A 22967-nucleotide genomic window follows, 5' to 3' on the forward strand; every position below is an offset into this window, starting at 1 on the left:
CGAGATGACAGCAGAACCCCGACCCCCGCGGAGAAGCCCGACAGAACCTCGACAGGAGCCCATGGTCACTGTCCGTCGACCTACTCGTTGACCAGGGGGAACCCTGCGGTATTTCGGTCAACGGGTCTTCTTGTCCTTCGCGGTAGGCCTGACGGATCTTCCCGCCGTTGCCGTGGCAGATCTTGCGGGCCAGCCGGTTCGTCGTGACCAGCTCGGGTTTCGGCCCGGCGTCGACGTTGATCAGGCAGTCCAGGATGGTTTCGAGATAAGGCCGACGTTGCAGCGTCGGTTGGCCGGGCACACCCATGCCGCTTACCGTAGTGCCCGAGCTGCCCGCTGACGACGGCAACTCGACGTCCGAGTCGTCGTCGCTGATCGATCAGATCGTCCGCGAGGGTGCCCGTAAGATGCTGGCAGCCGTGTTGCAGGCCGAGGTGGATGCCTACATCGCCGCCTTCGCCGACGAGCGTGACAAGTTCGGTCGCCGCCTGGTGGTGCGTAATGGCTACCACGCGGCGCGCGAGATTCTCACCGCGGCCGGCGCGATACGGAACGCTGCCTTTACTTTTGGCCCTGGGCCAGGACGAGAACGTCCCCGGCGTCCGTGCGGTAGTACAGCACCGATCGCCCGGCCCGGCGGCGGCGCACGAGGCGGGCGTCGAGGAGCACTTTCAGGTGCCGGCCCACCGACCCCAGGCCCTGCCCGGTCAGCGCCACGAGCTGGGTGGTGCTCTTCGGGGTGGCGAGAAGGACGAGGACTGCGGCACGAGTGGGGCCGAGCAGCCGGCCCAGCGCTTCGGGCACCGGCTCCCAGCCCGGTTCGGCGAGCACACCCGAACACGGGTAGATCACGGCGTACGTGTGAGGCTCGTCCCAGGCGACCCAGGCGTGGCCGTGAGTGACAGGGACGAACAGCAGACGCGCGCCGGAGCTGATTGTCCGTGGTGGACGGTTGTAGGCGTTGATCTGCAGCCGGCCGTCTCCGAGCCAGCCCATCCCGGGGCGCAGGTCCTGCAGTGCCACGGCCCAGCCGCCATGGCTGAGCTGGGCCGTACGGGAGACGATGTCGGCCTCGATGATGCGGCGGCGACGCGGCCAGTCGGGCAGTACGGCCTGCGTCCATACCCACTCCAGCAGGTCGGCGATACGTTCGGGCAGATCGGGGCGATCGAGCTCGGTGGGAAGTGAGCCGCGCATGGACACGGCCACGTCCGCGCGGGCGACGTCGGATGGCGTCCGACGAATGATCTCCAGTTCCTCCGCGAAGGTGCGCCGCTCCTCAGTGGGTGGAGGGACGCAGAAGTCGGCGATCCATTCTTGTCCCAGCGCAGCCTGCACCAGCAGCGCAGTGACGGCATCGAGTCGCTCGCGGTAGGCCGGCAAGTGAGCGGCGAGCCACACCTTGCCCGCCGGGTGCGTGGCCGTCCCGGCCGCCAGGGTACACAGGCTCGCGGTGGCCTCGGCCAGCGGCGACACCACGAACCTGCTGCCCGCCAGCGTGTCGGCATTGAGCTGCCACCACCCCATCGTTTCGCCTCCCGGCGAAACTTTAACGCCCGGGCGCGTGAGGCCCTCAGGCTCTCGGCATGCGGACCTATGGACAGCTTCTGCGCACCCCCGAGTTCACGCCCCTCTTCGCAGCGACATCTGCGCACGCGGCGGCCTCAACGGTAAGCGGACTGGCGCTGGGCGTACTTGTATATGGGGCGACGCGGTCGCCGCTGCTGGCCGCGCTGAGTATGTTCGGCCCCTCCCTGGCGCAGGTGATCGGGGCGGTGGCGCTTCTGTCGGCCGCCGATCGGCTGTCACCGCGCGCCACGCTGAGCGGTATCGCCGTGGTCTTCGGCCTGGGTACCGCCGTGCTGGCCGTTCCGGGACTGCCGGTGTTGGGGGTATTCGCGATCGTGCTGGTGCTCGGGTTGGTCTCCTCGCTGAACGGCGGGGTGCGGTGGGGGCTGCTCAACGAGATCCTGCCGCGTGAGGGGTATCTGCTGGGCAGGTCGACGATGAACATGACCATGGGAGTCCTGCAGATCTGCGGGTTCGCGGCGGGGGGCGTGCTGGTCGCCGCGCTGTCGTCGCGCGGGGCCCTACTCGTCAGCGCCGTGCTGTACCTGGCCGAGGCGGTCATCACCCGGTGGGGTCTTAGTGATAGGCCGCCGCGGGGCACAGGGCGGCCGTCGGTTGCCGCGACGTGGCGGACGAACGTGCAGTTGTGGTCGTCCGTGCCCCGCCGTTACGTGTATCTCGCGCTGTGGGTGCCCAACGGGTTGATCGTCGGCTGCGAGTCGCTCTTCGTCCCCTACGCGCCGGAGCACGCCGGCCTACTGTTCGCCGTCGCGGCGGCGGGCATGCTGGCGGGTGACATACTGGCAGGCCGGTTCATCCCCTCCAAGTGGCGGGCACGCCTCGGGGCCCCGCTACGTCTCCTGCTGGCCGTACCGTATTTGGTCTTCGCGCTACAGCCGGGGATCACGGTGGCGGCGGTAGCCGTAGCGGCGGCGTCAGTAGGGTATGCGGCGAGCCTGTCGCTGCAGGAGCGTCTGATGGCACTGACGCCGGAGGAACTGAGCGGGCACGCCCTTGGGCTGCACTCCTCGGGCATGCTCACCATGCAGGGCGTTGGCGCCGCACTTGCGGGGGCGGTCGCGCAGGTCGCATCGGCGACGACCGCCATGGCGGTGATGGCGGCGTTGTCCGTGGCGGTCACGCTGGCCCTCACTGGTGGATTGCGGCCTTAACTGCTGGTGTTGGCAGTCATCGAGTCCGTATCGGCTCGCAGAGAAGCTCCCGCGCAGTCGCGGCCGAGTGGGTTGTCGTCTCTGGATGGCCGCAGGCGACGGGCATGCGTACACGACAGACAATCCTCGCGGCCAAGGACTTACAAGATGATCACCCTTGCCTCGCCCGGTCTTGTTGGCGACCCTGACGGGCGGCATTTTCCCCTCGGTTTACGGTGGTGCTGTCAATTCTCATCGACATTACTTGCGGGTAGCACCGCCCAGTGCTGTTCGAAGTCGTTGCCCTGTGACACCGAACCTTGAGTTCGTGCCATCGAAGGTTGGACGGATCTGAGAGCTTGTTGAGATCGCCGCTGTACGGTCTCATGGACCGCATACGAGGGGCATTACCGAAAAGAGCGGGGCAGGCATGGAGGGACGCATCGAGAAGGCCAAGCTGTCCTATGAGCATGCTGTCTTCGTCGGCGATGTCGGTGAGCTGGCAGCGGCGGAGCGGGAGTTGGACAAGGTCGAAGCCGATCTCGCTGTGGCCCGGGGACGGATCTTGCACGCGCGGTTCCTCGATGACCGGCGCGAGGATCCGCGTGAGCTGGCACTGTTCGAGCGTGCGACACACCTGTACCGGACGCTGGGTGATGCGGCGGGCGAGGCGGATTCGGTGTTCTGGGAGGGCTGTTTCCACCAGGTCGTACGGAGCGACCCCGACCGCGCCATTCCTCTCCTTGAGCAGTCGTACGACCTGGCAACGGCGGCAGGCGCCCGATACACCCAGTCGGAAGCGCTCCGGCACCTGGGGATCGCCGACCATGCCGCAGGCCGGCTGGACGCCGCCCGGGAGCATTTGGAGGCATCGGTACGGCTACGCCGGGAGATCGGGCTGCTGGCCGGTGTCGCCGCCGACCAGGTAGGGCTGATCTACATCGCCGCCGCGCAAGGCCGACAGGACGACGCGGTGGCGCTGGCCGCAGAGGCGTATGCCACCGCCGAGGAGTGCGGGGCCCGCCGCATCATGCGGCAGGTCGCGGAGGCGCGTATGCAGATCATGGCGCCGGACACCGATCACGGCGAGACCTACAAGCAGGGCGCACCTTGAGCCGCTGAAGCTTCGATGTCGCAAGCTCAAGGTGCATGGTCACCGGACGGAAGTCGCCGACAAACGCTGCTGTTCCTCGCCGACATAATCACCACAGGTTGAGACCCCTCGGGGCGAGCCGCGGATGCACTCATCCAGCGAACCACCCGCATGACTACCTGGTCGGTGACGCCCACCAGGTGCTGGATGCCCTCGTCGTACGGCGAGATCGTGATGTTGTCCGGGCTGTCATAGGGTGTCCTCGTCGGGGAGGGGTTGACGCCGAATCCTCCTGTGGACGGTTCACCAGGTGGTGTGGACGGCCTTGGGCCCGATGTCCACTGCGTTGGTCGTCCATTCGATGTCCTCGACCGGTCCTTGCAGTCGCAGCCCGGGCAACCGCCTGGCCAGGGCGCGGAGGGCGGCGGTGATCTCGATGTGGGCCAGGGGTGCGCCGAGGCAGTAGTGCATCCCGTGCCCGAACACCAGAGGCGTGCCGGCGCGCCGCTCGGGCCAGAATCGGTCCGGGTCGGCGAAGTGCTCGGGGTCGCGATGGGCGGCCTCCAGCCGGACCAGGACCAGGTCGCCCGCGGCGATCGGCACGCCACCCAGTTGCAGGTCGTCCTGGGCGTAGCGGGGGAAGGGCTCGCCGGTCCGTCCCGCCTGCAGGCGCAGGACCTCCTGGACAGCCGTGTCTGTCTGCTCGGTCGTGGACGTCGCAAGGGCGGGCAGCCGGCCTTCGGCCAGAAGCCGGATCGCGCCGGTGGAGATCGCGTTGGAGGCCGACAGGTAGCCGGCGGAGACGATGGTCGTGGTCATGGCGATCAGCTCGGCGTCGCTGGGTGTCTCCCGCTTGGCCGCGACCAGTTCCCCGGCGTAGGCGCCGAGCTCGTTCCATGCTTGCGCGGCCGTGGCCAGGTCCTCCTCGTCGGCGAAGAGGAAGTCCGTAGCGCTCGCGGCGTCGGCGAGCCCGCGCAGCCGCGCGCGATCGCCTGTCGGCACACCGAGTAGCTCGCCGATCACCCTGATCGACAGGGGGGCGGCGAGGTCCGTCACCAGGTCGGCGGGTGGCCCGTGGTCCGCGAGCGTTGAGACGTAGTCGCCGGCCAGCCGCTCGACGTGCGGCCGCAGGGCGGCGATGCTCCGTGGGCTGAAGGCCTTCGACACCAGGCGCCGGAGCCGGGCGTGGGCTTCGCCGTCCTGGAACAGGGTGTCATTCCCCGACATGTCGGTGCCGGGTGGCGCCAGCCCGAATCTGCGGTCGGACAACACCGCCGCGACGGTCTCGTACGAGGTGACCAGCCACGCGCGTCGCCCATCCGGCGTGAGCACCGGGGCGACGGGTGCGCTCGCGCGCAGCCGCGCGTACTCAGGCGGCGGCGTCAGAGGGTCGGGTCGGTCGAACGGCAGGGTGGGCGTCGTCATGGTCACTGTGGCTCCTCATCTCTCTCGGATCCAGTGAAAACGTTGACGTCGCGTCAAGGTCAACCCAGGGAACGGCGCGGCACCGGCTCGGTTCCGGACATCTGTTGCTCGAGCGGACGAGAACGCGTTTCAATCCCGGTCCTGGGTGAGATGCCTGGCGGTCCCACTCACCGGCTGGCGCCAGGGTGCTCCCATGAACGTGGCCGGGTGACAACTGCCGGTCGAACGCGATCGCGCCCACGGCGCCGGGCCGGCCTCCGGGGCGGCGATCCACGAGTACTTCCAGCCCGGCACGATCTGCGCCGCCCCACGGCTGCGACCGTAGACATGGCAGAACGAGCGGTCCGGGCTGGTGGCGGCGTCCGGGCGCGACCAGTTCGACACGTCGACCGCGAGGTCCCCCACACGGGTTCACTGGTCGACGTGCTCGGCCGCGGTCTTCGGGAGCGCGAGCATCACGAGTGCCGCCACGACGTAGAGCACCGCGGAGACGACGAGGGCGATGCTGAGCGCGTGACCGTAGTCGGCCAGTCCCGGTGTGCCGGTCGTCGATCCGGTGACGGCGGTGAAGAAGACCGTGCCGAGAACGGCGATGCCGATGGCGCCGCCGATCTGGTTGACGGTGGAGAGCAGGCCGCCCGCGGCGCCTGCGTTGCGTCCGGGAATGCCGGCGAGGACGACGTTGACGAGGATGGGGGCGGCAAGACCGAGCCCGAGACCGCCGATGAGAAGAGCGAGGGCAAGATGCCAGTATCCGGGATCGTTGCCGTCCCTGATGATCGCCCACAGGACGAGCTGGGATGCCGCGATGGTGAGCGAGCCGGTGATCAGCAGGGCTCTCCCGGCCTTGGCGGCGAGAGCGACGCCGAGCCCTGAGGTGATGATCGAACCGAGTGCGTAAGGCAGGATCACCAGGCCGGTCTCCCACGCGGTGCGGTCGGTGCCGTTTTGGAGGTAGACCGACAGGGTGAGGAAGAACGACCCGATGCCGCCGAAGAAGAGCACGGACGCGCTCAGGCCGATCGCGAAGGCGCGGATTCGGAGCAGAGCCGGATCGAAGACGGGTTCGTTCCCGCGTCCGGTGAGGCGGCGCTCGTAGGCGAGGAAGATCGCCAGCACGATGATTCCGGCGGCGAGGAGGGCGTAACTGGCCCAGGTCCATCCCCCGGTCTCGGTCTGGATGATCGGCAGTAGCAGGAGCAGGATGCCCGAGGCCGCGAGCAGCGCGCCCAGGAGGTCCAGCCGCGCGGTCGAGGTGGAGCGGGACTCCGGCAGAACCTTCGCGCCGATGATGAGCGCCAGGATCGAGACAGGCACGTTGATCCAGAAGATTGTGCGCCATCCCAGGTCGAACAGGTCGCCGTCAACGAGCAGCCCGCCCAGCAGCGGGCCGGCGACCGACGCGAGACCCTGGACCGCCCCGTAGGCGCCGAACGCCTTGGCACGCTCGCCCGGAGCGAACGATGCCCGGATGATCCCGAACACCTGCGGGACCATGATCCCTGCGGTCAGTCCCTGCGCGGCGCGCATGCCGATGAGCATTCCCGGATCGGCTGCCAGCGCGCAGAGTGCGGAGGTGAGCATGAACCCGGCCAGCCCGATCATGAACAGGCGCTTGCGGCCGTACTGGTCACCGAGCCGTCCGCCGGTGATCAGGCCCGCACCCAGGGCGAGGACGTAGGCGGCGATCGTCCACTGGATCTGGGCGTCGCCGGCCCCCAGGTCTTGGGCTATCGCCGGGGCCGCGACGGTGACGATCGTCGCGTCGAGAAGGTCCATGAAGGAGCCGAAGAGCACCACCAGGAGCGCCGCGCTCGCGCCCGCGCCGGAGATGAGTGCCGAGGAAGCGGCGGGTGCATGCGTGCCCTCTTGAGGGCTCTGTGAAACGGTCATGCTGGCCACGATCACAGGTATAGTTGCCATCGAGTGACCGCTTTATGTGAGGGGATAAGCGATGGCTACCACCTCCGCGCGGACGCTCAAGCTGCTGTCGATCTTCGGGATCGGCGCGACCCTGACCGCCGAGGAGCTCGCCACCAGGCTCGGGGCGTCTGTGCGGACCGTGCGACGCGACATCGACACGCTCAGAGAGCTCGGGTACGAGATCGAGGCCGTGCGCGGGGCGGGCGGAGGTTACCGGCTCGGCCGCGCCAACCGGTTGGCGCCGGTCGTCTTCGACGAGGACCAGGCTGTCGCGGCGGCCGTCGCGCTCCAGACCGTCCCCACGATCCTGTCCGGCATCCGCGAGAACTCGGCCCGCGCCCTCGCCACGCTGCAGCAGGCGATGCCCGCCCGCAGCCGTATCCACGCCGAAGCGTTCACCGTCTCCGCAGCGCGCAACTACTGGGAGTTCCCCGCGGCGCCCATCGACGCCGAGATCATCCGCGTCATCGGTGGCGCGATCAACCGGCAGCACATCGTTCGCGTGGACTACACCGGCGAGGACGAACCGACGACTCTCACGCTGGAACCGCACGACCTCGTCGTGTGGGCGGCACGGTGGTACCTCGTCGCGTTCGAACCGGACGCGGACCGATGGCGCGCGATGCGAATCGACCGCCTCGAACCACGCATGCCCACGGGGAGAACCTTCGACCGCCGCGACGTCCCGCACAGCGATCCGGTCGCATTCGTCATGAGCACGCACGACCGCGGCGACACCCCGGCGGACTGGCCATGCCGCGGGTCGGCGCTCGTCGCACTACCTGCGCCCGTCGTCGCCCGGTTCGCCCCCGGCGGATCGACGGTCGAGTACGACACCGACTCCAGCTGCCGACTCACGCTCGGTGCATGGTCATGGGCAGGGCTGGCAGGATTGCTCCTGACTTTCGACGCTGACGTCACGGGCATCGAACCGGCAGAGCTCAGGCAGGCGCTGCGCTCCTTGCGCACCCGCATCGACGAAGGACTCAGGCGCGCTATGTGAGTTCACTGGGATGTGTCGAGGCTGGGGACTGCTGCACGGATAGGTGGAGCAGGTGCCGGAGAACGAACCGGCCAGGTGGTGGCGCCCGACGTCCCGCGTGCGGCCACAACCGCTGCCGGCCCTGGCGCTTCCGGCTCGGATGGCTCTCGCCCCGCCGACGACGTCGAACTCGATTACGTCGGCTAGCTGGACAACGCCGCGAAGCTGATCAACGCGCGGGGGCTGCGCGGGACGGGCCGGCGGCAACACCTGATCCCAGTCCTACGCCGCGCCAGCGTTCCGGCGGGCGGGCTGGTCCGGGGATCGGCCACAGCGTGGGCGGGAGCTTGGTATCGGGCTGCTGGCTGGGCTGCGGCAGGCTTGGCGCCCGCCGGTAAGGCGGAGAAAAGCGCGACGAGTGTCATCATCGCTAAGATGATCAACGGGGGACGGTGCCTACGTGAACGCATGTGATGTTCCTCCCGTAAGGCGTTCGACAGCCGTGACCGGTCGAAGTGCTCGTTCCGCAGAATACGCGGCACGGGCTTAGGCGAACCTGAGACCCACTGTGAGGGCTCTCAGCATTCTCAGCCTGGTCTCAGCCGGGCCCTGCGGCGCACCTGATGGCCGACGCCCGGGGCGGGCGGAGTTAGTCGCCGTTAGGTATCGGGTGCAGCGGAGGTAAGAAATGACCCCGCCCTCAGCGCCGACGGCACCCGGCCGGCCTACGCCACGCCGCTGATCGGAGGCGGCGCCAAGATCTCCGTGCTCGACGTCGCCACCGGCCGACGCCGAGACTGGAAGACGTTGACGCACTCGATGGTGAGCGGCTTGTCCTGGTCCCCGGACGGCCGCTCGCTCGCCTACGTGCTGGGTGGCCGGGCCATCGCCTTGCTCGACCTCGCCCGCCTGGGTGCCGACCTGGACGGCGCCGCGTCCCGGATAATCAAGAACGCCACGGGCGCCCTCCCGATCGAGTCGGTGGCTCACACCCCCGACGGCAGCGCGCTGATCCACGCGTCCGGGCACACCGTCGAACGCGTTCCCGTGACGGGCGGGGCGGCTCAGATCCTGGCCCGGCCGGAACCGATGCTCGCTCAGCGGGATGGAGCTCATCGGTTCCTTTGATCGTTTGCCGTCGATTTGCCACCGCGAGCGTTCGTCACCGGGTGACAGAGATCAGTCCACATCGACACCAGGCAACCAAAGCCTGGAGCGGCTCCTTCTGGCGTTGGTCATTTGCCGGATCGCCCGGTGTGGTCTCGGCCGTTGAGTGCGAACGCGGGTAGATTCCCATCCATCACAGAGCGTGACCATCCACGCGTTAGAAGGGATGGCATGGGGATGCGAACGTCATTGCCGGCCGCGCGCGGCCGGCAGCCGTAGGCGCAACCGTCCCGTCGACGCTGTCCAGGAGGTCTTCTTGCAGACTGACCCGATAGGGGTACGGGTTCAGGTCGAGGGCGTCGTCCAGGGGGTGGGGTTCCGGCCGTTCGTCTACGGGCTGGCGAGCCGTCTCGGGTTGGCGGGACAGGTCGGCAACGACGGCCATGGCGTCTTCGTCGAGTTGGCGGGTGGCCGGAGCCAGATCGGGGAGTTCTTGCGGCTGCTGGAACACGACGCGCCCCCGCTGGCCGTGATCGAGCGGGTGACCGTCACGCCGAGCGCTCGTACGGTGCGGGCGGGCGGCCGGTTCCTGATCGTGCCGAGTGACCGGCTCGGCTCGTCTCGCACGCTGGTGTCACCCGATATCGCGACTTGTGCCGACTGCTTGGCCGAACTGGCCGACCCCACCGACCGGCGTTACCGCTATCCATTCGTCAACTGCGTCAACTGCGGGCCCCGGCTGACGATCGTGCGTGCGATGCCGTACGACAGGCCGCTGACCACGATGGCGGGGTTCGCGATGTGCGCCGGCTGCCTGGCCGAGTACCACGATCCGGCCGATCGGCGCTTTCACGCCCAGCCCATCTGCTGTCCGGCGTGCGGCCCCGGCCTCAGCCTGGCAGGCGCGCCAGGTGACCCACTTACCGGCGCCGCCGCCGTGCTGCGGGAGGGCGGAGTGCTGGCGGTGAAGGGGATCGGCGGCTACCACCTCTCGGTGCTTGCCTCCGACGAGCGCGCAGCCGCCGAGCTACGGCGACGTAAACGGCGCGCGGACAAGCCGTTCGCCGTCATGGTCGCCGACCTGGACGAGGCCCGGCGGCTGTGCGAGGTGGACGAGGTGACGGCCGCACTCCTGACCGACCGCGCACGGCCGGTCGTGCTGTCGCCTCGGCGCGCGGAGGCGGCGGTGGCCGGCGCGGTCGCACCGGGCAACCGCTGTCTCGGTCTGATGCTGCCCTATACGCCGTTGCACCACCTGCTGCTCGCGGAAACGGCCGCCCCGATCGTGCTGACGAGCGGGAACAGCTCGGACGAGCCGATCGCGTACGACGACCGCGACGCCTACGACAGGCTCGGCGGCATCGCGGACGCGTTCCTGACGCACGACCGGCCCATCAACCTTCGCGCCGACGACTCGGTGGTGCGTCCCTTCCGGGGAAAAGGGATGCTCTTGCGGCGCTCGCGCGGCTACGCCCCCAGCCCGCTCACGCTCGCCTGGGAGGCGCCCAGGCAGATCCTCGGCTGCGGTGCCGAGCTGAAGAACACGTTCTGCCTGGCGAAGGGGCGCCACGCGTTCGTCTCCCCGCACATCGGCGATCTGGAGAACTACGAGACGCTCCGGTCTTATGTCGAGGGGATCGAGCATTTCGCCGCCCTCTTCGACGTGCGTCCGGAGGTGGTCGCGTACGACCTGCATCCGGAGTACCTGTCCACCAAGCACGCCATGGGCCTGCCGGACGTCGAACTGACCGCGGTGCAGCACCACCACGCGCACATCGCCTCCTGTCTCGCCGACAACGGAGAGTACGGCCGCGTGATCGGTGTCGCGTTCGACGGGCTCGGCTACGGCATCGACGGGACCTTGTGGGGTGGTGAGTTCCTGCTGGCCGACCTGGGCTCGTTCGACCGAGCCGGCCACCTGGCGCCCGTGCCGATGCCGGGTGGCAGCACGGCGATCAGGCAGCCATGGCGGATGGCCGCCGCCTACCTGGCCGGCCTTCCCGGCGTCGAAGCGCCGGCCGTGGTCAGGCGCGACCAGCCGCAGTGGGACGACGTGACGTCCCTGGCCGTGCGTGGGGGAATCGGCGCGCCGCTGACGTCGAGCGCCGGCCGCCTTTTCGACGCCGTGGCGGCGCTGCTCGGCGTACGAGACACGATCACTTACGAAGGGCAGGCCGCGATCGAGCTGGAACAGCTCGCCGATCCCGCCGAACGGGGCCGCTACCCCACGACCCTCTCCCAGAACGGCGGCATGATCGTGGCGGCCGGCTCGGATCTGGTGCGGGCCGCCGTGGCGGATCTCGCCACGGGCACCGATCCGGCCGTCATCTCCGCCCGCTTCCACAACGGCGTGAGCGATCTCATCGTGCGCTGCTGCCTGACACTGCGCGACGCGACCGGATTGACCACGGTCGCGCTGTCAGGCGGGGTCTTCCAGAACATGCTGCTGGTTCAGCGCACGCTGGAACGGCTGAGCGGCGCGGGTTTCCGGGTGCTCACCCACGTCAACGTGCCGGCCAACGACGGCGGCATCAGCCTGGGCCAGGTCGCCGTCGCCGCCGCCCGGGACCGCGATCACCCCGTGGTGCGGCCGGGCCTGTCCTGACGAGAGCGTGGTGCTCGTTCGCGCTGGTCATCGTACGTGCAGGTACAAGACAGTCATGGTTTGCAACCTTCGTCAGCGCGGTATGTCCGCTACGTAGAGTTCTAGGTCGGATACCAAGAGGCACCGGGCCTGAACCTCTACGCGGGCCAAGAAGGGGGCTTGGGCCATGACAGCCACGCGAACACCGACCGCCCTGGACGAGGTGCACATCCTGTGGACATCGGAGGGCATGAGCTGCGACGGCGACACCGTCTCCGTCACCGCCGGAACGCTGCCGAGCCTTGAGGATGTTCTGCTCGGGCTCGTGCCGGGCCTGCCCAAGGTGCACCTGCACAACAAGGTCCTGGCGACGGAGGTGGGCGACGCCTTCATGGCCGCCTTCCACCAGGCCGATCGCGACGAGCTCGGGCCGTTCATCTTCGTGGTCGAAGGCTCGATCCCGAACGAGAAGATCAACGGCGACGGCTACTGGACGTCCATGGGCAACGATCCGGTCACCGGCGAGCCCATCACGGTCAACGAGTGGATCGACCGGCTCGCGCCCAAGGCGTGGGCCGTGGTGGCCATCGGCACCTGCGCCGCGTACGGCGGCATCCATGCCATGGCCGGCAACCCGACCGGCTGCATGGGGCTGGCCGACTACCTGGGCCGCGACTTCCGCTCCGCAGGAGGGCTGCCCATCGTCAACGTGCCCGGCTGCCCTGTCCAGCCGGACAACTTCATGGAGACGCTGACCTGGCTGCTGTATCAGGCGGCGGGCATGGCCCCGACCATTCCGCTCGACGAGATGCTGCGTCCCACCTGGCTGTTCGGCAAGACCGTACACGAGGGTTGCGACCGTGCGGGCTACTACGAGCAGGGCGATTTCGCCCATGACTACAACTCCCCCAAGTGCCTGGTGCGTGTCGGTTGCTGGGGCCCGGTGGTCAACTGCAACGTCACCAAGCGCGGCTGGATGGACGGCGTCGGCGGCTGCCCCAACGTGGGCGGCATCTGCATCGCCTGCACCATGCCCGGCTTCCCCGACAAGTTCATGCCCTTCATGGACGAACCCCCAGGCGGATCGGTGTCGGCCGCGGTCAGCGGCGCGTACGGCTCTCTGATCCGCAGGCTACGCGCGATCACCAACAGCTCGGCCAACAAGGAGCCGAAGTGGCGCCACAACCGCCGCAAGCTGACAAGCGGGTACGACCCGCGCTGGGGAAACGGCTAAGAGGGAGAGCAGCGAGGTGACAACCCGGACAGCGGGGTCCAAGCAGCAGACGGGCGAATCCCGCGAGCTGGTGGAGATGTCGTGGGACCCGATCACCAGGATCATCGGGAACCTCGGCATCTACACCAAGATCGATTTCAACAACCGCGAGGTCGTCGAGTGTAAGAGCACCTCGTCGCTGTTCCGCGGCTACAGCGTTTTCATGAAGGGCAAGGACCCGCGCGACGCCCACTTCATCACGAGCCGGATCTGCGGCATCTGCGGCGACAACCACGCGGTCTGCTCGATCTACGCGCAGAACATGGCGTACGGCGTCAAGCCCCCGCCCTTGGCGGAGTGGATCATCAACCTTGGCGAAGCGGCCGAATACATGTTCGACCACACGCTCTTCCAGGACAACCTGGTCTTCGTCGACTACTGCGAGCAGATGGTCAAGGAGACCAATCCCAGCCTGCTGCGCCGAGCCGAGACGACGCAGGCGCACAACGCCGGCGTCCACGGCTACCGGACGATCGCCGACATCATGCGCGCGTTCAATCCGTTCAGCGGCGACATGTACCGCGAAGCGCTGCAGGTGAGCAGGATCACCAGGGAGATGTGCTGCCTGATGGAGGGCAGGCACGTGCATCCGTCCACGCTGTATCCGGGAGGCGTGGGCACCGTCGCGACGCCCCAGGTGTTCACCGACTACCTGGCGCGGCTGCTGAGGGTGCTCGACTTCGTGAAGAAGGCCGTCCCGATGAACGACGACATCTTCGACTTCTTCTACGAGGCGCTGCCCGGCTATGAGGAGGTCGGCCGCAGGCGGGTGATGCTCGGTTGCTGGGGCGCCTTCCAGGATCCCGCGGTCGTCGACTACGACTACCGCACCATGAACGAGTGGGGCAGGCAGATGTTCGTCACGCCCGGCATCGTCCTGGACGGCGAGTTGCTGACGACGAACCTGGTGGACATCAACCTCGGCATCAGGATCCTGCTGGGCAGCTCGTACTACGACGACTGGCAGGCCGAGGAGAGGTTCGTCACCCACGATCCGCTCGGCAACCCGGTGGACCAGCGTCATCCGTGGAACCAGACGACTCTGCCCAAGCCACAGAAGCGCGACCTGGACAACGGCAACTACAGCTGGGTCATGAGCCCCCGCTGGTACGACTCGCGCACCGGCGACCACCTGGCGCTCGACACCGGCGGCGGCCCGCTGGCCCGGCTGTGGACGACGGCGCTCGCCGGTCTGGTCGACACCGGCACGGTGCGCGCCACCGGCCACAGCGTGGAGATCAACCTGCCCAAGAGCATGGCTTTCCCTGAGACGCGGCTGGAGTGGAAGATCCCGCGGTGGGCGAACACCCTCGAACGCAACCGGGCCCGCGCCTACTTCGTCGCGTACGCGGCGGCCATGGCGGTCCACTTCGCCGAGCAGGCGCTGGGCGAGGTGCGAGCCGGCCGCACGCAGGTGTTCACCGACTTCGACGTGCCGGAGGAGGCGATCGGCTGCGGCTTCCACGAGGCGGTGCGCGGAGTGCTGTCGCATCACCTGGTGATCCGCGAAGGCAAGATCGCCAACTACCATCCGTACCCGCCGACGCCGTGGAACGCCAGCCCGCGCGACGTCCACGGCACGCCGGGGCCGTACGAGGACGCGGTTCAGGGGATGCCGATCTTCGAGGAGAACGGTCCGGACTCGTTCAAGGGCATCGACATCATGCGCACCGTACGTAGCTTCGACCCATGCCTGCCCTGCGGGGTCCACATGTACCTCGGCGGCGGCAAGGTGCTCAAGCAGGTCCACTCGCCCACCTTCGGCGCGAGCGTCTCCGGATGAGCGAGCGCATCGGCAGGATCGAAGCCCTGCTCGAGACGGCGGGACCGGCCGCCACCGAACTCGTCAAGGAGCTGCTCGACCTGTACGGCGACGGCCTGGCGAGGGTCATGGCGATCGTGGGCGAGGAGCAGGGGGCCCGGCTGGCCGCCGACGAGCTGATCTCGTCCCTGCTCCTGCTGCACGATCTGCACCCGCTGGACATCCGCGCCCGGGTGCGGACGGCGCTCGCCGGCGGCTCGGCCGAGGTGCTCGCGATCGAGGGCGACCTGGTACGGCTGCGCGTGCGGCCGACCGGTTGCGGCTCATCCGCGGCGACGTCGGCCCTGCGCCAGTCGGTGCTCGACGCGGCCCCGGAGATCGAACGGGTCGAGATCGAGTTCGCGGACACGTCCCTGATCCCGGTCGAGAGCCTGACCGTCCGCCCCGCCACGACGGCGCCATGAGCGGCCTGCTGCGCCGGCTCGCTTCGGGGGCACGTGAGCGCGGGGAAGAGCGCTGCGAGCTGTGCGGCGAGCCGCTGCCCGCCGTCCACCGCCACCTGCTGGAGCTACCGGCACGCGAGCTGCGCTGCGCCTGCCGCGCCTGCCAGGTGCTGTTCGACCATGGGGCGGCCGGCGGTGGGCACTACCGCCTGGTGCCGGAACGCCGCCGGCGGCTGTGCGGGTTCAGGCTGGACGAGGAGACCTGGGCACGCCTGCGGGCGCCGGTGCGCACGGTGTTCCTGGTCGACGACTCGGCCGCCGGGCTGCCGATCCTGCACTACCCGAGCCCGGCCGGAGCGGTGCGGGCACCCGTCGACCAGGGCGCATGGGCGCTCCTGCGGCGCGACAACCCGGCGCTCCTGCAGCTGCGGCCGGACGTCGAGGCCCTGCTGGCCGACCGTGACCGCGGTGCCTGGATCGTGCCGGTTGACGACTGTTACGCGCTCGTCGGCGCCATCCGTACCCGGTGGCGCGGCCTGACAGGAGGCGCGGACGTACGCCGGCACATCGCCCAGTTCTTCACCGACCTCGACGACCGGTCCGTCACCGTACCGGCCACTGACAGCGACAGGAGCTCAGCGTGAGCAAGAAGGAACCGATCAGGACGGGCAGGCGCGACGTGCGTCCCGACGCCCCTTCCCACGTCAAGGGCGTCAAGGAGGGCAACTCGCGCGGCAACTACGAAAAGCAGAAGGGACATCTTCCCGACGGCAGCTCCACGGCCAGGCGCTCGACCGGCATCAACCCCGGCAAGCATGACCCGATCGACCCCGACATGCCCAACCTGTCGCCCGCCTGATGCCGGCGACATCACCGGCCGTGCGGATCGAGGTGCGCGGCGTCGAGGCGGCCGCGCCCGCCGTCGCGCCCGCCCTGCGGTTCCTGCTCCACCTGCACGCGGACGCGCCGATCCGCGCGCTCACGCTGGCCACGCAGGTCCGCATCGACGCCACCGGCCGCGGCTACGACGAGCACGCGCGGCAGCGGCTCAGGGAGCTGTTCGGCCCGCCGGAAGCATGGGGACGCAATCTCTCCAGCCTGCTGTGGACACAGACGCTCACCCATGTTCCCGCCTTCACCGGCAGCACGACCACGCAGATCATCGTCGCGTGCACGTACGACTTCGACGTGGCCGCGGCCAAATACCTGCACGGCCTGCCCGACGGAGAGGTGCCGCTGCGGTTCCTGTTCACCGGCACGATCTTCTACCTGGACGACGGCCGCCTGCAGGCCGCACACCTGCCCTGGGACACCGAGTCGGACTTCCGCATGCCGGTGTCGGCGTGGCAGGACCTCATGGATCGCCACTTCCCGGACACCGCCTGGATCCGGCTGGAGCGCGACACCTTCGACCGCCTGTACGCGCACAGAGTGCGGCACACCCTGCCCGGCTGGGACGACGCGGTGCGGTCACTGCTGGAGACGAGCGGAGGCTGAACCCAGATGGACCACGTCAGACAGATCGCGCAAGCCGTGCTGTACGAGGGCTACCTGCTGTGGCCGTACCGGGAGTCGTCGCTGAAGAACCGGCATCGCTGGACGATCGGCGGCGTCCACCCCGAGGCCTACGGCAGAGCGCACGACGGCAACCCGTGGCTGATGCGTACCCAATGCCTCCTCGAGGCCGAGCCCCGCGACACCGTCGACGTGTGCGTGCGCTTCCTGCACGTCGTGACCCGTCTCCCCGACGATGACGGCCGGGCGCCCGGTCAGGAGGCGGAGGAGCGTGAGGTGAACGTGACGGGCCTCGTCCTGGACGAGTTGCTGCGCGGCCCCGTCATCACGAAGATCGACGTTCCCGCCGGACAGCGGCGGCAAGAGACCGTATCGCGTAGCCGGCGGGAGCTGCGCGGGCGGATCGAGGCGAGCGCGCTGCGGCTGCGGCCGGACCTGTTCCGGATCACGGTCGAGGTGGTCAACACCACGCCCTGGCACGGAGGCACCCGCGACGACGCACTCCAGCGCACGCTGGTCTCCGCGCACACCGTGCTGCACGCGCCGAGCGCCCGGTTCGTCTCGCTCATGGATCCGCCGGCGGAGCTGCGGACGTACGCGGCGGGGTGCGACAACGCCGGCGCCTGGCCGGTGCTCGCCGGGCCGGACGGCGACCGGCACACCGTTCTGTCCGCACCGATCATTCTCTACGACCACCCGCGGATCGCGCCGGAGAGCCCCGGCGACCTGTTCGACGCGACGGAGATCGACCAGCTGCTCACGCTGAGCGTGCTCGCACTCAGCGACCAGGAGCGGCAGGAGATCCGCGACGGGGACCCGCGCGCCCGCGAGATCCTCGACCGCTGCGCCGCCCTCACGCCCGCGGAGCTGATGCGGCTGCACGGCCTCATGCGGAAGACGGAGCCGCTCGCATGAGCGGCTTCTGGGACCGGATGGCCGGTCGCGGTCCGGCCGAGGTGCTCGTCGCAGGAGTGCCGGTCGGGCCGGGCAGCAAGGTCCGGCTGCGGCCCCGAAGCCAGGCCGACATCTTCGACCTGGTGCTCGACGGCCGGGTCGCGATCGTGGAGAGCGTGGAGCAGGACGACGAGGGCGCCTTCCACGTCGCGGTCACGCTCGACGACGACCCCGGGCGCGACCTGGGGGAGGCCCGGCTGCCCGGGCACCGGTTCTTCTACTCCGCCGAGGAGATCGAGCCCCTCGGGGAGCGGGACGGGCGCCCGGCCGGCGGACGTGTTCTGGTCGCCGGGATCGGCAACGTCTTCCTGGGAGACGACGGGTTCGGCGTCGAGGTGGCCCGCCGCCTGGCCGACCAGACGCCGGTCCCAGGCGTGGACGTCGTCGACTTCGGCATCCGCGGCATGGATCTGGCCTACGCCTTGCAACGGGACTACGTGGCCGTGGTCTTCGTGGACGCGGCGCCACGCGGCCACGCCCCCGGCACGCTCACCGTGCTCGAACCCGAGCCGCCGGACGATGACGGCGCGCTGGTGGAGACGCACGGCATGGACCCGGTCCGGGTCCTGCGGCTGGCCAGGCAGCTCGGCCGCGTCCCGGCTCTGGTGAGGGTGGTCTGTTGCGAGCCGGCCACGGTCGACGAGGCGTTGTTCGAGCTGAGCGGGCCGGTGCGCGCGATGATCGACGAGGCCACGAATCTAGTGAAGTCCCTGGTTATGGACATGATTACGGAAAGCGGCCGCCCAAGCTCCGGCGATCGGCTGCCGCGGTGAGGTGATGTGAGATGTGGAAGTCGCGCCTGGTGAAGCTGCTCGTGCTCTGCGGGCTCACGGCGATCGTCGTTCACCAGTGGCCGGAGATCCAGCGATACCTGAAGATCGAGCGAATGTAGGGCGGCATGCACGAGATCGGGATGTGCGAGGGCCTCGTCGAGCTGATCGAGCAGCAGGCGGGAGGCAGGCGGGTCACGGGCGCCCGGGTACGCGTCGGCGTCCGGCATGCCGTCGTGGACGACGCCTTCGGGCAGGCGTTCACGCTCGCCACCACGGGCACCGCCGCCCAGGACGCCGTGGTGGAGCTCGTCATCACGCCGATGACGGTCGGCTGCCGAGCCTGTGGCAGCCGTTCCACGTCCATGGACGTGCTGGCCGCCTGCCCGCGCTGTGGCGATGAGGGTATCGACCTCAGCGGCGGCGACGAGCTGGTCCTGGAGTCCGTCACTTACGGCGAGGAGGTGTCCCGTGTGTCTCGGCATCCCCGGTGAGCTGGTCGGCTTCGTCCAGGAGCATGAGGATCTGGCCATGGTGGACGTCAGCGGCGTGCGCCGGCGCATCAACATCGGCCTGCTCGCCGACGAAGGGCTCAAGGCGGGCGACTGGGTGCTGGTGCACGTCGGGTTCGCGCTGTCGAGGATCTCCGAACGGGAGGCGCAGGCCGTGCTCGACTACCTGCGGGGGCTCGGGCAGCCGTACGCGGACGAGCTCGACGCGCTGCGCGACTCGGACATCGCATGAGGAGGACCGATGCGGTTCGTCGATGAGTACCGCGACGCCGGGCAGGCGCGGGCGCTCGCCGCGCGGATCGCCGAACGCTGCGAGCCGCAGCGCCGGTACACGTTCATGGAGGTGTGCGGCGGCCACACCCACACCATCTACAAGCACGGCCTCGAAGACCATCTGCCACCCGAGGTCAACCTCGTGCACGGCCCGGGCTGCCCGGTCTGCGTGATCCCGATGGGCCGGGTGGACGACGCCATCCACATCGCCCGCAGGCCGGACGTGATCATGGCCTCGTTCGGCGACATGATGCGCGTGCCCGGCGCGGCCGGCTCGTTCCTGGACGCCAAGGCGGCGGGGGCCGACATCCGCATGGTTTACTCGCCGCTGGACGCACTCAAGATCGCCCGAGCCAACCCGGACCGGCGGGTCGTCTTCATGGCCATCGGCTTCGAGACCACCGCGCCCTCCACCGCCATGACCGTGCTGCGGGCCGAGGCCGAGGGTCTGACCAACTTCTCCGTCTTCTGCAACCACGTCATGATCATTCCAGCGATCAAAGCCATTCTCGACTCGCCGGACCTGCGCCTCGACGGGTTCATCGGCCCCGGCCACGTCTCGGCGGTGATCGGCTGCCAGCCGTACGAGTTCATCCCCCGTGAGTACGGCAAGCCGCTGGTGGTCGCCGGGTTCGAGCCGCTGGACATCCTCACCTCCGTACACATGCTGCTCAGCCAGCTCGCCGAAGGCCGCTGCGAGGTGGAGAACCAGTACGCCCGCGTGGTGCCGTGGCACGGCAATCAGATCGCGCTGTCCGCCATCGGCCGGGTGATGCGGCTGCGGCCGCACTTCGAGTGGCGCGGCCTCGGGTTCATCGCGCACTCCGCGCTCGCCATGGCCGACGAGTACGCCGCCTTCGACGCCGAACGGATCTTCGAGCTGCCCGGGGTGCGCGTCGCCGACCCCAAGTCGTGCCAGTGCGGCGAGGTGCTCAAGGGCGTGCTCAAGCCCTGGGAATGCAAGGTGTTCGGCACCGCCTGCACCCCGGAGACCCCGATCGGCACGTGCATGGTGTCCTCAGAAGGAGCTTGTGCCGCGTACTACAACTTCGGACGATTCAGCCGCGAGCAGATGCGCGCGGCGGCCCGCGAGCCACTCGCGGAGAAGGCGAGCCGGGCATGAGCCGCGAACAGCAGGTCCTCGACCGCATCGAGCGCATCCGGCGACGCAAGCCCGTCGTCAGGGAGGACCGCATCACCCTCGCGCACGGCGCCGGAGGCAAGGCCACCCACACCCTGATCGAAGCCGTCTTCCTCGAGGCGTTCCGCAACCCGCTGCTCGCGCCCCTGGACGACGGCGCGCTCCTGCGGTTCGGGAACGAACGCATGGCCTTCACCACCGACGCCTTCGTCGTCTCGCCGCTGTTCTTCCCCGGCGGGGACATCGGCGACCTGGCCGTCAACGGCACCGTGAACGACCTGGCCATGTGCGGGGCCCGACCGGCCCACCTGTCGGCGGGCTTCATCCTGGAGGAGGGCTTCCCCATCGCCGACCTGCGGCGCATCACCGACTCGATGGCCGCCGCCGCCTCAGCGGCCAACATCACGGTCGTCACCGGCGACACCAAGGTCGTCCAGCGCGGCAAGGCCGACGGCTGCTACATCACCACGGCCGGAGTCGGGATCGTCGAGCAGCCGGTCACGCTGTCCGCCTCGCTGGCGCGGCCAGGGGACGCCGTCATCGTGTCAGGCCCGATCGGCGAGCACGGCGCCGCCATCATGCTGGCCAGGGACGACTTCGACATCGAAGCCCCGATCGCCTCCGACACGGCTCCGCTGCACGGAATCGTCTCCGAACTGTTGAAGGCGCTGCCGCGACACGTCAGGACCCTGCGAGACGCCACCCGGGGCGGGGTGGCCACCGTGCTCAACGAGGTGGCCCGCGCATCGGAGGTCGCGGTCGTACTTCGGGAGGACAAGATCCCGGTACGACCCGAAGTCACCGGCGTCTGCGAACTGCTCGGCCTCGACCCCCTCTACGTCGCCTGCGAGGGCCGCTTCGTGGTGGTGATCGACGGGGAGCACGCCGAGCAGGCCCTCGACATCCTGCGCTCCCACCCGCTGGGCGCAGATGCCGCGATCACCGGCACCGTCACCGCCGACCCACCCGGGCTGGTCCTGCTACGCACCGGCTTCGGTGGCACCCGGGTGGTCGACGTCCTCGTGGGCGATCCCCTGCCCCGCATCTGCTGACACCAGCTCGGCCAGCACGTGGTAGAGCGTCGCCTGCGCCTCCTGGATGCGGTGCACCGACGATGACGGGACGACGAACAGGTGCTCGGCCAGCCGATCTTCGGCCATGCGTCCCCCGCCGGAACCCGCGAAGCCGATCGTCACCATTCCCTGGCTCCCGGCCTGCGCCAGGCCCCGCAGCACGTTCGCCGAGCCGCCGCTGGTCGACAACGCGCAGGCGATGTCACCCTCTCCTCCCAGCGCGGCGAGCTGGCGAGCGAACACCACGTCGAACCCGACGTCGTTGCCGAGCGCCGTCACCAGCGCGGAGTCGCAGGCAAGCGACACCGCTGGCCGGCCACGCCCGGTGAACAGCGACGCCACCGACCGTGCGTCCGTACTACTGCCTCCGTTGCCGAAAGTGAACAGCCGCCCACCGCCCCGGAAGGCGGCCGCCATCGCCGCCGCGCAGGTCGCCAGCGGCGTCTCCAGCTCATCGAGCACCTGCCGCCGCAACTCCAGACTCGCCCGAGCCTTCTCGGCAGTGGACGCGCCGACGTCGAGCGGGTCGCGCCGCAGAAACGGGTAGAGCGTCTCCATCACTGGCCGTCCCCGCCGAGTACGGCGATCGCCTCGCCCGCGTGCACCAGCACCGTGTCGCCGACACGCGTCTCCACCAGCGCCACGCTGATCTCCTCCGTCCCGTCGCCGGTGTCGGCCTGCGCGAGGCCCCCAGGCAGCAGACCCGTGATCCGCACGCGCACGGCGACATCGCCGCACGTCACACAGGAGTCGCAGCCGTCCTCCATGTCACGGGACACGCGGGGCCTCCTGGAACACATGGACCAACTCCCACAGCAGGTGGTACATCGTGACGTGGATCTCCCGCGCCACCAGCGGATCCGCACTGCGCGCCGACAGCACGTGATCCGCCTCCGCGCATGCCTCGTTCGCCGTCAAGGCGATGGTGAGCATGCCGTGCTCGCGAGCGGCGGCGAGATCGCCACTGTCCGGCCGGATTCCGACGGCTATGTCCTGTGGCCGTCCCAGTATCGATAGCAGAGAGGGCTCGGCGCCCAGGCAGTGTGCAGGAAGCGCCCGCTTGCCCACGATCACCGGGTGGGTGAACTCCACCGCCACGTGCGCCGCGTCCGCGGCCGCCTCGGCCCGGCCGAAGGCCAGCAGTCTGCCTGCTCGCCCGAACCGCCGGGACATGGCGGCCGCGGCCTCGATGACCGCACCGACGTCTTCCACCAGTGCCGTACCCGCGGCGTCACGGTCGGCACGGATCCCATCGAGCACTCCGACATCCCGTCTTCCTGCGCTGCACGACACCGCCCATTCCACCGCGACCGGACGTAGACGGTGACGCTTTCTCCGCCAGCTGTTCGGCAAAGTCCCGGCAAGGTTGCCCAATAACCGCACCCGGGACTCGTACACGACCAGCGCGTCCATCGCG

At 69.2% G+C, this 22967-nt stretch carries 26 protein-coding genes and 1 pseudogene; 19 read left to right on the forward strand and 8 right to left on the reverse strand.

Translation table 11 applies throughout. The features are described from left to right. Nucleotides 1–307, reverse strand: a 307-nt coding sequence (locus ITP53_RS56115; RefSeq protein ID WP_207756173.1) for a hypothetical protein, incomplete at its 3' end; no start/stop codon positions are given. Between ITP53_RS56115 and ITP53_RS20005 the strand changes: the two are divergent. Then, nucleotides 306–548: pseudogene (locus ITP53_RS20005) on the forward strand (IS256 family transposase); the annotation flags it as partial. The gene ITP53_RS56115 and the pseudogene ITP53_RS20005 sit on opposite strands and share 2 nt — an antisense overlap. Before the next feature lie 13 nt (nucleotides 549–561). Here ITP53_RS20005 and ITP53_RS20010 read toward each other — a convergent pair. Further along, entirely contained in the window at nucleotides 562–1527 is a 966-nt protein-coding gene (locus tag ITP53_RS20010) for an ArsR family transcriptional regulator (RefSeq protein ID WP_195896938.1), read from the reverse strand. 59 nt (nucleotides 1528–1586) lie between these two features. On the opposite strand from ITP53_RS20010, the gene ITP53_RS20015 reads away from it, so the two are divergent. Both ITP53_RS20015 and ITP53_RS20020 read left to right on the forward strand, forming a co-directional pair. Beyond that, the gene (locus tag ITP53_RS20015) at nucleotides 1587–2741 is read left to right on the forward strand and encodes an MFS transporter (RefSeq protein WP_195896939.1); all 1155 of its coding nucleotides are present in this window, start codon (nucleotides 1587–1589) and stop codon (nucleotides 2739–2741) included. Nucleotides 2742–3150: 409 nt separating this feature from the next. After that, nucleotides 3151–3834 carry a tetratricopeptide repeat protein gene (locus tag ITP53_RS20020; protein ID WP_195896940.1) on the forward strand — a complete coding sequence of 228 codons (684 nt, stop codon included), beginning with the start codon at nucleotides 3151–3153 and terminating at the stop codon, nucleotides 3832–3834. 282 nt (nucleotides 3835–4116) lie between these two features. Here ITP53_RS20020 and ITP53_RS20025 read toward each other — a convergent pair whose 3' ends face one another. The 3 genes from ITP53_RS20025 to ITP53_RS20035 form a co-directional block, all read right to left on the reverse strand. Next, the gene (locus tag ITP53_RS20025) at nucleotides 4117–5238 is read right to left on the reverse strand and encodes a cytochrome P450 (protein WP_195896941.1); all 1122 of its coding nucleotides are present in this window, start codon (nucleotides 5236–5238) and stop codon (nucleotides 4117–4119) included. A 129-nt stretch (nucleotides 5239–5367) separates the two neighbouring features. After that, nucleotides 5368–5643 carry a transposase gene (locus ITP53_RS20030; protein WP_195896942.1) on the reverse strand — a complete coding sequence of 92 codons (276 nt, stop codon included), beginning with the start codon at nucleotides 5641–5643 and terminating at the stop codon, nucleotides 5368–5370. A 6-nt stretch (nucleotides 5644–5649) separates the two neighbouring features. Beyond that, nucleotides 5650–7131: an MFS transporter gene (locus tag ITP53_RS20035; protein ID WP_195896943.1), complete on the reverse strand. Its 1482-nt coding sequence runs from the start codon at nucleotides 7129–7131 to the stop codon at nucleotides 5650–5652. Nucleotides 7132–7192: 61 nt separating this feature from the next. Between ITP53_RS20035 and ITP53_RS20040 the strand changes: the two genes are divergently transcribed. The 16 genes from ITP53_RS20040 to hypE all read left to right on the forward strand — a co-directional run bounded on the left by ITP53_RS20040 (nucleotide 7193) and on the right by hypE (nucleotide 21529). After that, nucleotides 7193–8164, forward strand: a complete 972-nt coding sequence (locus ITP53_RS20040; protein WP_195896944.1) for a helix-turn-helix transcriptional regulator — start codon at nucleotides 7193–7195, stop codon at nucleotides 8162–8164. A gap of 810 nt (nucleotides 8165–8974) precedes the next feature. Then, nucleotides 8975–9271 (forward strand): TolB-like translocation protein, encoded by a 297-nt coding sequence (locus tag ITP53_RS20045; protein ID WP_195896945.1) that lies wholly within the window; start codon nucleotides 8975–8977, stop codon nucleotides 9269–9271. 295 nt (nucleotides 9272–9566) lie between these two features. Then, nucleotides 9567–11855 carry a carbamoyltransferase HypF gene (gene hypF, locus ITP53_RS20050; protein WP_236051006.1) on the forward strand — a complete coding sequence of 763 codons (2289 nt, stop codon included), beginning with the start codon at nucleotides 9567–9569 and terminating at the stop codon, nucleotides 11853–11855. A 166-nt stretch (nucleotides 11856–12021) separates the two neighbouring features. Next, nucleotides 12022–13068, forward strand: a complete 1047-nt coding sequence (locus ITP53_RS20055; RefSeq protein WP_195896947.1) for an NADH-quinone oxidoreductase subunit B family protein — start codon at nucleotides 12022–12024, stop codon at nucleotides 13066–13068. 16 nt (nucleotides 13069–13084) lie between these two features. After that, nucleotides 13085–14890, forward strand: a complete 1806-nt coding sequence (locus tag ITP53_RS20060) for a nickel-dependent hydrogenase large subunit (protein ID WP_328815140.1) — start codon at nucleotides 13085–13087, stop codon at nucleotides 14888–14890. Further along, on the forward strand, nucleotides 14887–15333 hold the full coding sequence (locus ITP53_RS20065; protein ID WP_195896948.1) for a NifU family protein: 447 nt from the start codon (nucleotides 14887–14889) through the stop codon (nucleotides 15331–15333). The genes ITP53_RS20060 and ITP53_RS20065 overlap by 4 nt, the downstream gene beginning before the upstream one ends. Further along, entirely contained in the window at nucleotides 15330–15956 is a 627-nt protein-coding gene (locus ITP53_RS20070) for a DUF5947 family protein (protein ID WP_195896949.1), read from the forward strand. Before ITP53_RS20065 ends, ITP53_RS20070 begins: the two co-directional genes overlap by 4 nt. Next, nucleotides 15953–16171 carry a hypothetical protein gene (locus ITP53_RS20075; protein ID WP_207756174.1) on the forward strand — a complete coding sequence of 73 codons (219 nt, stop codon included), beginning with the start codon at nucleotides 15953–15955 and terminating at the stop codon, nucleotides 16169–16171. The genes ITP53_RS20070 and ITP53_RS20075 overlap by 4 nt, the downstream gene beginning before the upstream one ends. Then, on the forward strand, nucleotides 16171–16809 hold the full coding sequence (locus ITP53_RS20080; protein WP_195896950.1) for a DUF6084 family protein: 639 nt from the start codon (nucleotides 16171–16173) through the stop codon (nucleotides 16807–16809). The genes ITP53_RS20075 and ITP53_RS20080 overlap by 1 nt, the downstream gene beginning before the upstream one ends. Nucleotides 16810–16815: 6 nt before the next feature. Then, nucleotides 16816–17742 carry a hypothetical protein gene (locus tag ITP53_RS20085; protein ID WP_195896951.1) on the forward strand — a complete coding sequence of 309 codons (927 nt, stop codon included), beginning with the start codon at nucleotides 16816–16818 and terminating at the stop codon, nucleotides 17740–17742. Continuing rightward, a complete protein-coding gene (locus ITP53_RS20090; protein WP_207756175.1) occupies nucleotides 17739–18554 on the forward strand; it encodes a hydrogenase maturation protease in 816 nt (271 codons plus the stop codon). Before ITP53_RS20085 ends, ITP53_RS20090 begins: the two co-directional genes overlap by 4 nt. Nucleotides 18555–18565: 11 nt before the next feature. Then, entirely contained in the window at nucleotides 18566–18673 is a 108-nt protein-coding gene (locus tag ITP53_RS61130) for a DUF6893 family small protein (RefSeq protein ID WP_407941267.1), read from the forward strand. A 6-nt stretch (nucleotides 18674–18679) separates the two neighbouring features. Continuing rightward, nucleotides 18680–19045 (forward strand): hydrogenase maturation nickel metallochaperone HypA/HybF, encoded by a 366-nt coding sequence (locus tag ITP53_RS20095; protein ID WP_195896952.1) that lies wholly within the window; start codon nucleotides 18680–18682, stop codon nucleotides 19043–19045. Then, the gene (locus ITP53_RS57680) at nucleotides 19023–19295 is read left to right on the forward strand and encodes a HypC/HybG/HupF family hydrogenase formation chaperone (protein ID WP_195896953.1); all 273 of its coding nucleotides are present in this window, start codon (nucleotides 19023–19025) and stop codon (nucleotides 19293–19295) included. Before ITP53_RS20095 ends, ITP53_RS57680 begins: the two co-directional genes overlap by 23 nt. Nucleotides 19296–19304: 9 nt before the next feature. Further along, the gene (gene hypD / locus ITP53_RS20105; protein WP_195896954.1) at nucleotides 19305–20459 is read left to right on the forward strand and encodes a hydrogenase formation protein HypD; all 1155 of its coding nucleotides are present in this window, start codon (nucleotides 19305–19307) and stop codon (nucleotides 20457–20459) included. Next, nucleotides 20456–21529, forward strand: coding sequence for a hydrogenase expression/formation protein HypE (gene hypE / locus ITP53_RS20110; protein ID WP_195896955.1), 1074 nt, complete (start codon nucleotides 20456–20458; stop codon nucleotides 21527–21529). Before hypD ends, hypE begins: the two co-directional genes overlap by 4 nt. Here the strand turns inward: hypE and ITP53_RS20115 are convergent. From ITP53_RS20115 to ITP53_RS20125, 3 genes are read right to left on the reverse strand one after another with little or no spacing between them, the layout of a single operon-like run. Beyond that, nucleotides 21458–22108: a D-sedoheptulose-7-phosphate isomerase gene (locus tag ITP53_RS20115; RefSeq protein WP_195896956.1), complete on the reverse strand. Its 651-nt coding sequence runs from the start codon at nucleotides 22106–22108 to the stop codon at nucleotides 21458–21460. The genes hypE and ITP53_RS20115 overlap by 72 nt on opposite strands. Next, nucleotides 22108–22329 carry a HypC/HybG/HupF family hydrogenase formation chaperone gene (locus ITP53_RS20120; RefSeq protein WP_328815146.1) on the reverse strand — a complete coding sequence of 74 codons (222 nt, stop codon included), beginning with the start codon at nucleotides 22327–22329 and terminating at the stop codon, nucleotides 22108–22110. The genes ITP53_RS20115 and ITP53_RS20120 overlap by 1 nt, the downstream gene beginning before the upstream one ends. Continuing rightward, on the reverse strand, nucleotides 22319–22963 hold the full coding sequence (locus ITP53_RS20125) for a phosphoheptose isomerase family protein (RefSeq protein WP_207756177.1): 645 nt from the start codon (nucleotides 22961–22963) through the stop codon (nucleotides 22319–22321). Before ITP53_RS20125 ends, ITP53_RS20120 begins: the two co-directional genes overlap by 11 nt. Between the last annotated feature and the right edge of the window lie 4 nt (nucleotides 22964–22967).

The sequence above is a fragment of the Nonomuraea cypriaca genome (assembly GCF_015645445.1).
GTDB classification, from domain to species: Bacteria; Actinomycetota; Actinomycetes; order Streptosporangiales; family Streptosporangiaceae; genus Nonomuraea; species Nonomuraea cypriaca.

What these genes read in the sequence shown, in the direction of transcription:
- ITP53_RS20010 (WP_195896938.1), bottom strand. Translation starts at nt 1,527, where the DNA reads ATGGGGTGGTGGCAGCTCAATGCCGACACGCTGGCGGGCAGCAGGTTC.
- ITP53_RS20015 (WP_195896939.1), top strand. Translation starts at nt 1,587, where the DNA reads ATGCGGACCTATGGACAGCTTCTGCGCACCCCCGAGTTCACGCCCCTC.
- ITP53_RS20020 (WP_195896940.1), top strand. Translation starts at nt 3,151, where the DNA reads ATGGAGGGACGCATCGAGAAGGCCAAGCTGTCCTATGAGCATGCTGTC.
- ITP53_RS20025 (WP_195896941.1), bottom strand. Translation starts at nt 5,238, where the DNA reads ATGACGACGCCCACCCTGCCGTTCGACCGACCCGACCCTCTGACGCCG.
- ITP53_RS20035 (WP_195896943.1), bottom strand. Translation starts at nt 7,131, where the DNA reads ATGACCGTTTCACAGAGCCCTCAAGAGGGCACGCATGCACCCGCCGCT.
- ITP53_RS20040 (WP_195896944.1), top strand. Translation starts at nt 7,193, where the DNA reads ATGGCTACCACCTCCGCGCGGACGCTCAAGCTGCTGTCGATCTTCGGG.
- ITP53_RS20055 (WP_195896947.1), top strand. Translation starts at nt 12,022, where the DNA reads ATGACAGCCACGCGAACACCGACCGCCCTGGACGAGGTGCACATCCTG.
- ITP53_RS20065 (WP_195896948.1), top strand. Translation starts at nt 14,887, where the DNA reads ATGAGCGAGCGCATCGGCAGGATCGAAGCCCTGCTCGAGACGGCGGGA.
- ITP53_RS20070 (WP_195896949.1), top strand. Translation starts at nt 15,330, where the DNA reads ATGAGCGGCCTGCTGCGCCGGCTCGCTTCGGGGGCACGTGAGCGCGGG.
- ITP53_RS20080 (WP_195896950.1), top strand. Translation starts at nt 16,171, where the DNA reads ATGCCGGCGACATCACCGGCCGTGCGGATCGAGGTGCGCGGCGTCGAG.
- ITP53_RS20085 (WP_195896951.1), top strand. Translation starts at nt 16,816, where the DNA reads ATGGACCACGTCAGACAGATCGCGCAAGCCGTGCTGTACGAGGGCTAC.
- ITP53_RS20090 (WP_207756175.1), top strand. Translation starts at nt 17,739, where the DNA reads ATGAGCGGCTTCTGGGACCGGATGGCCGGTCGCGGTCCGGCCGAGGTG.
- ITP53_RS61130 (WP_407941267.1), top strand. Translation starts at nt 18,566, where the DNA reads ATGTGGAAGTCGCGCCTGGTGAAGCTGCTCGTGCTCTGCGGGCTCACG.
- ITP53_RS20095 (WP_195896952.1), top strand. Translation starts at nt 18,680, where the DNA reads ATGCACGAGATCGGGATGTGCGAGGGCCTCGTCGAGCTGATCGAGCAG.
- hypD (WP_195896954.1), top strand. Translation starts at nt 19,305, where the DNA reads ATGCGGTTCGTCGATGAGTACCGCGACGCCGGGCAGGCGCGGGCGCTC.
- hypE (WP_195896955.1), top strand. Translation starts at nt 20,456, where the DNA reads ATGAGCCGCGAACAGCAGGTCCTCGACCGCATCGAGCGCATCCGGCGA.
- ITP53_RS20115 (WP_195896956.1), bottom strand. Translation starts at nt 22,108, where the DNA reads ATGGAGACGCTCTACCCGTTTCTGCGGCGCGACCCGCTCGACGTCGGC.
- ITP53_RS20125 (WP_207756177.1), bottom strand. Translation starts at nt 22,963, where the DNA reads ATGGACGCGCTGGTCGTGTACGAGTCCCGGGTGCGGTTATTGGGCAAC.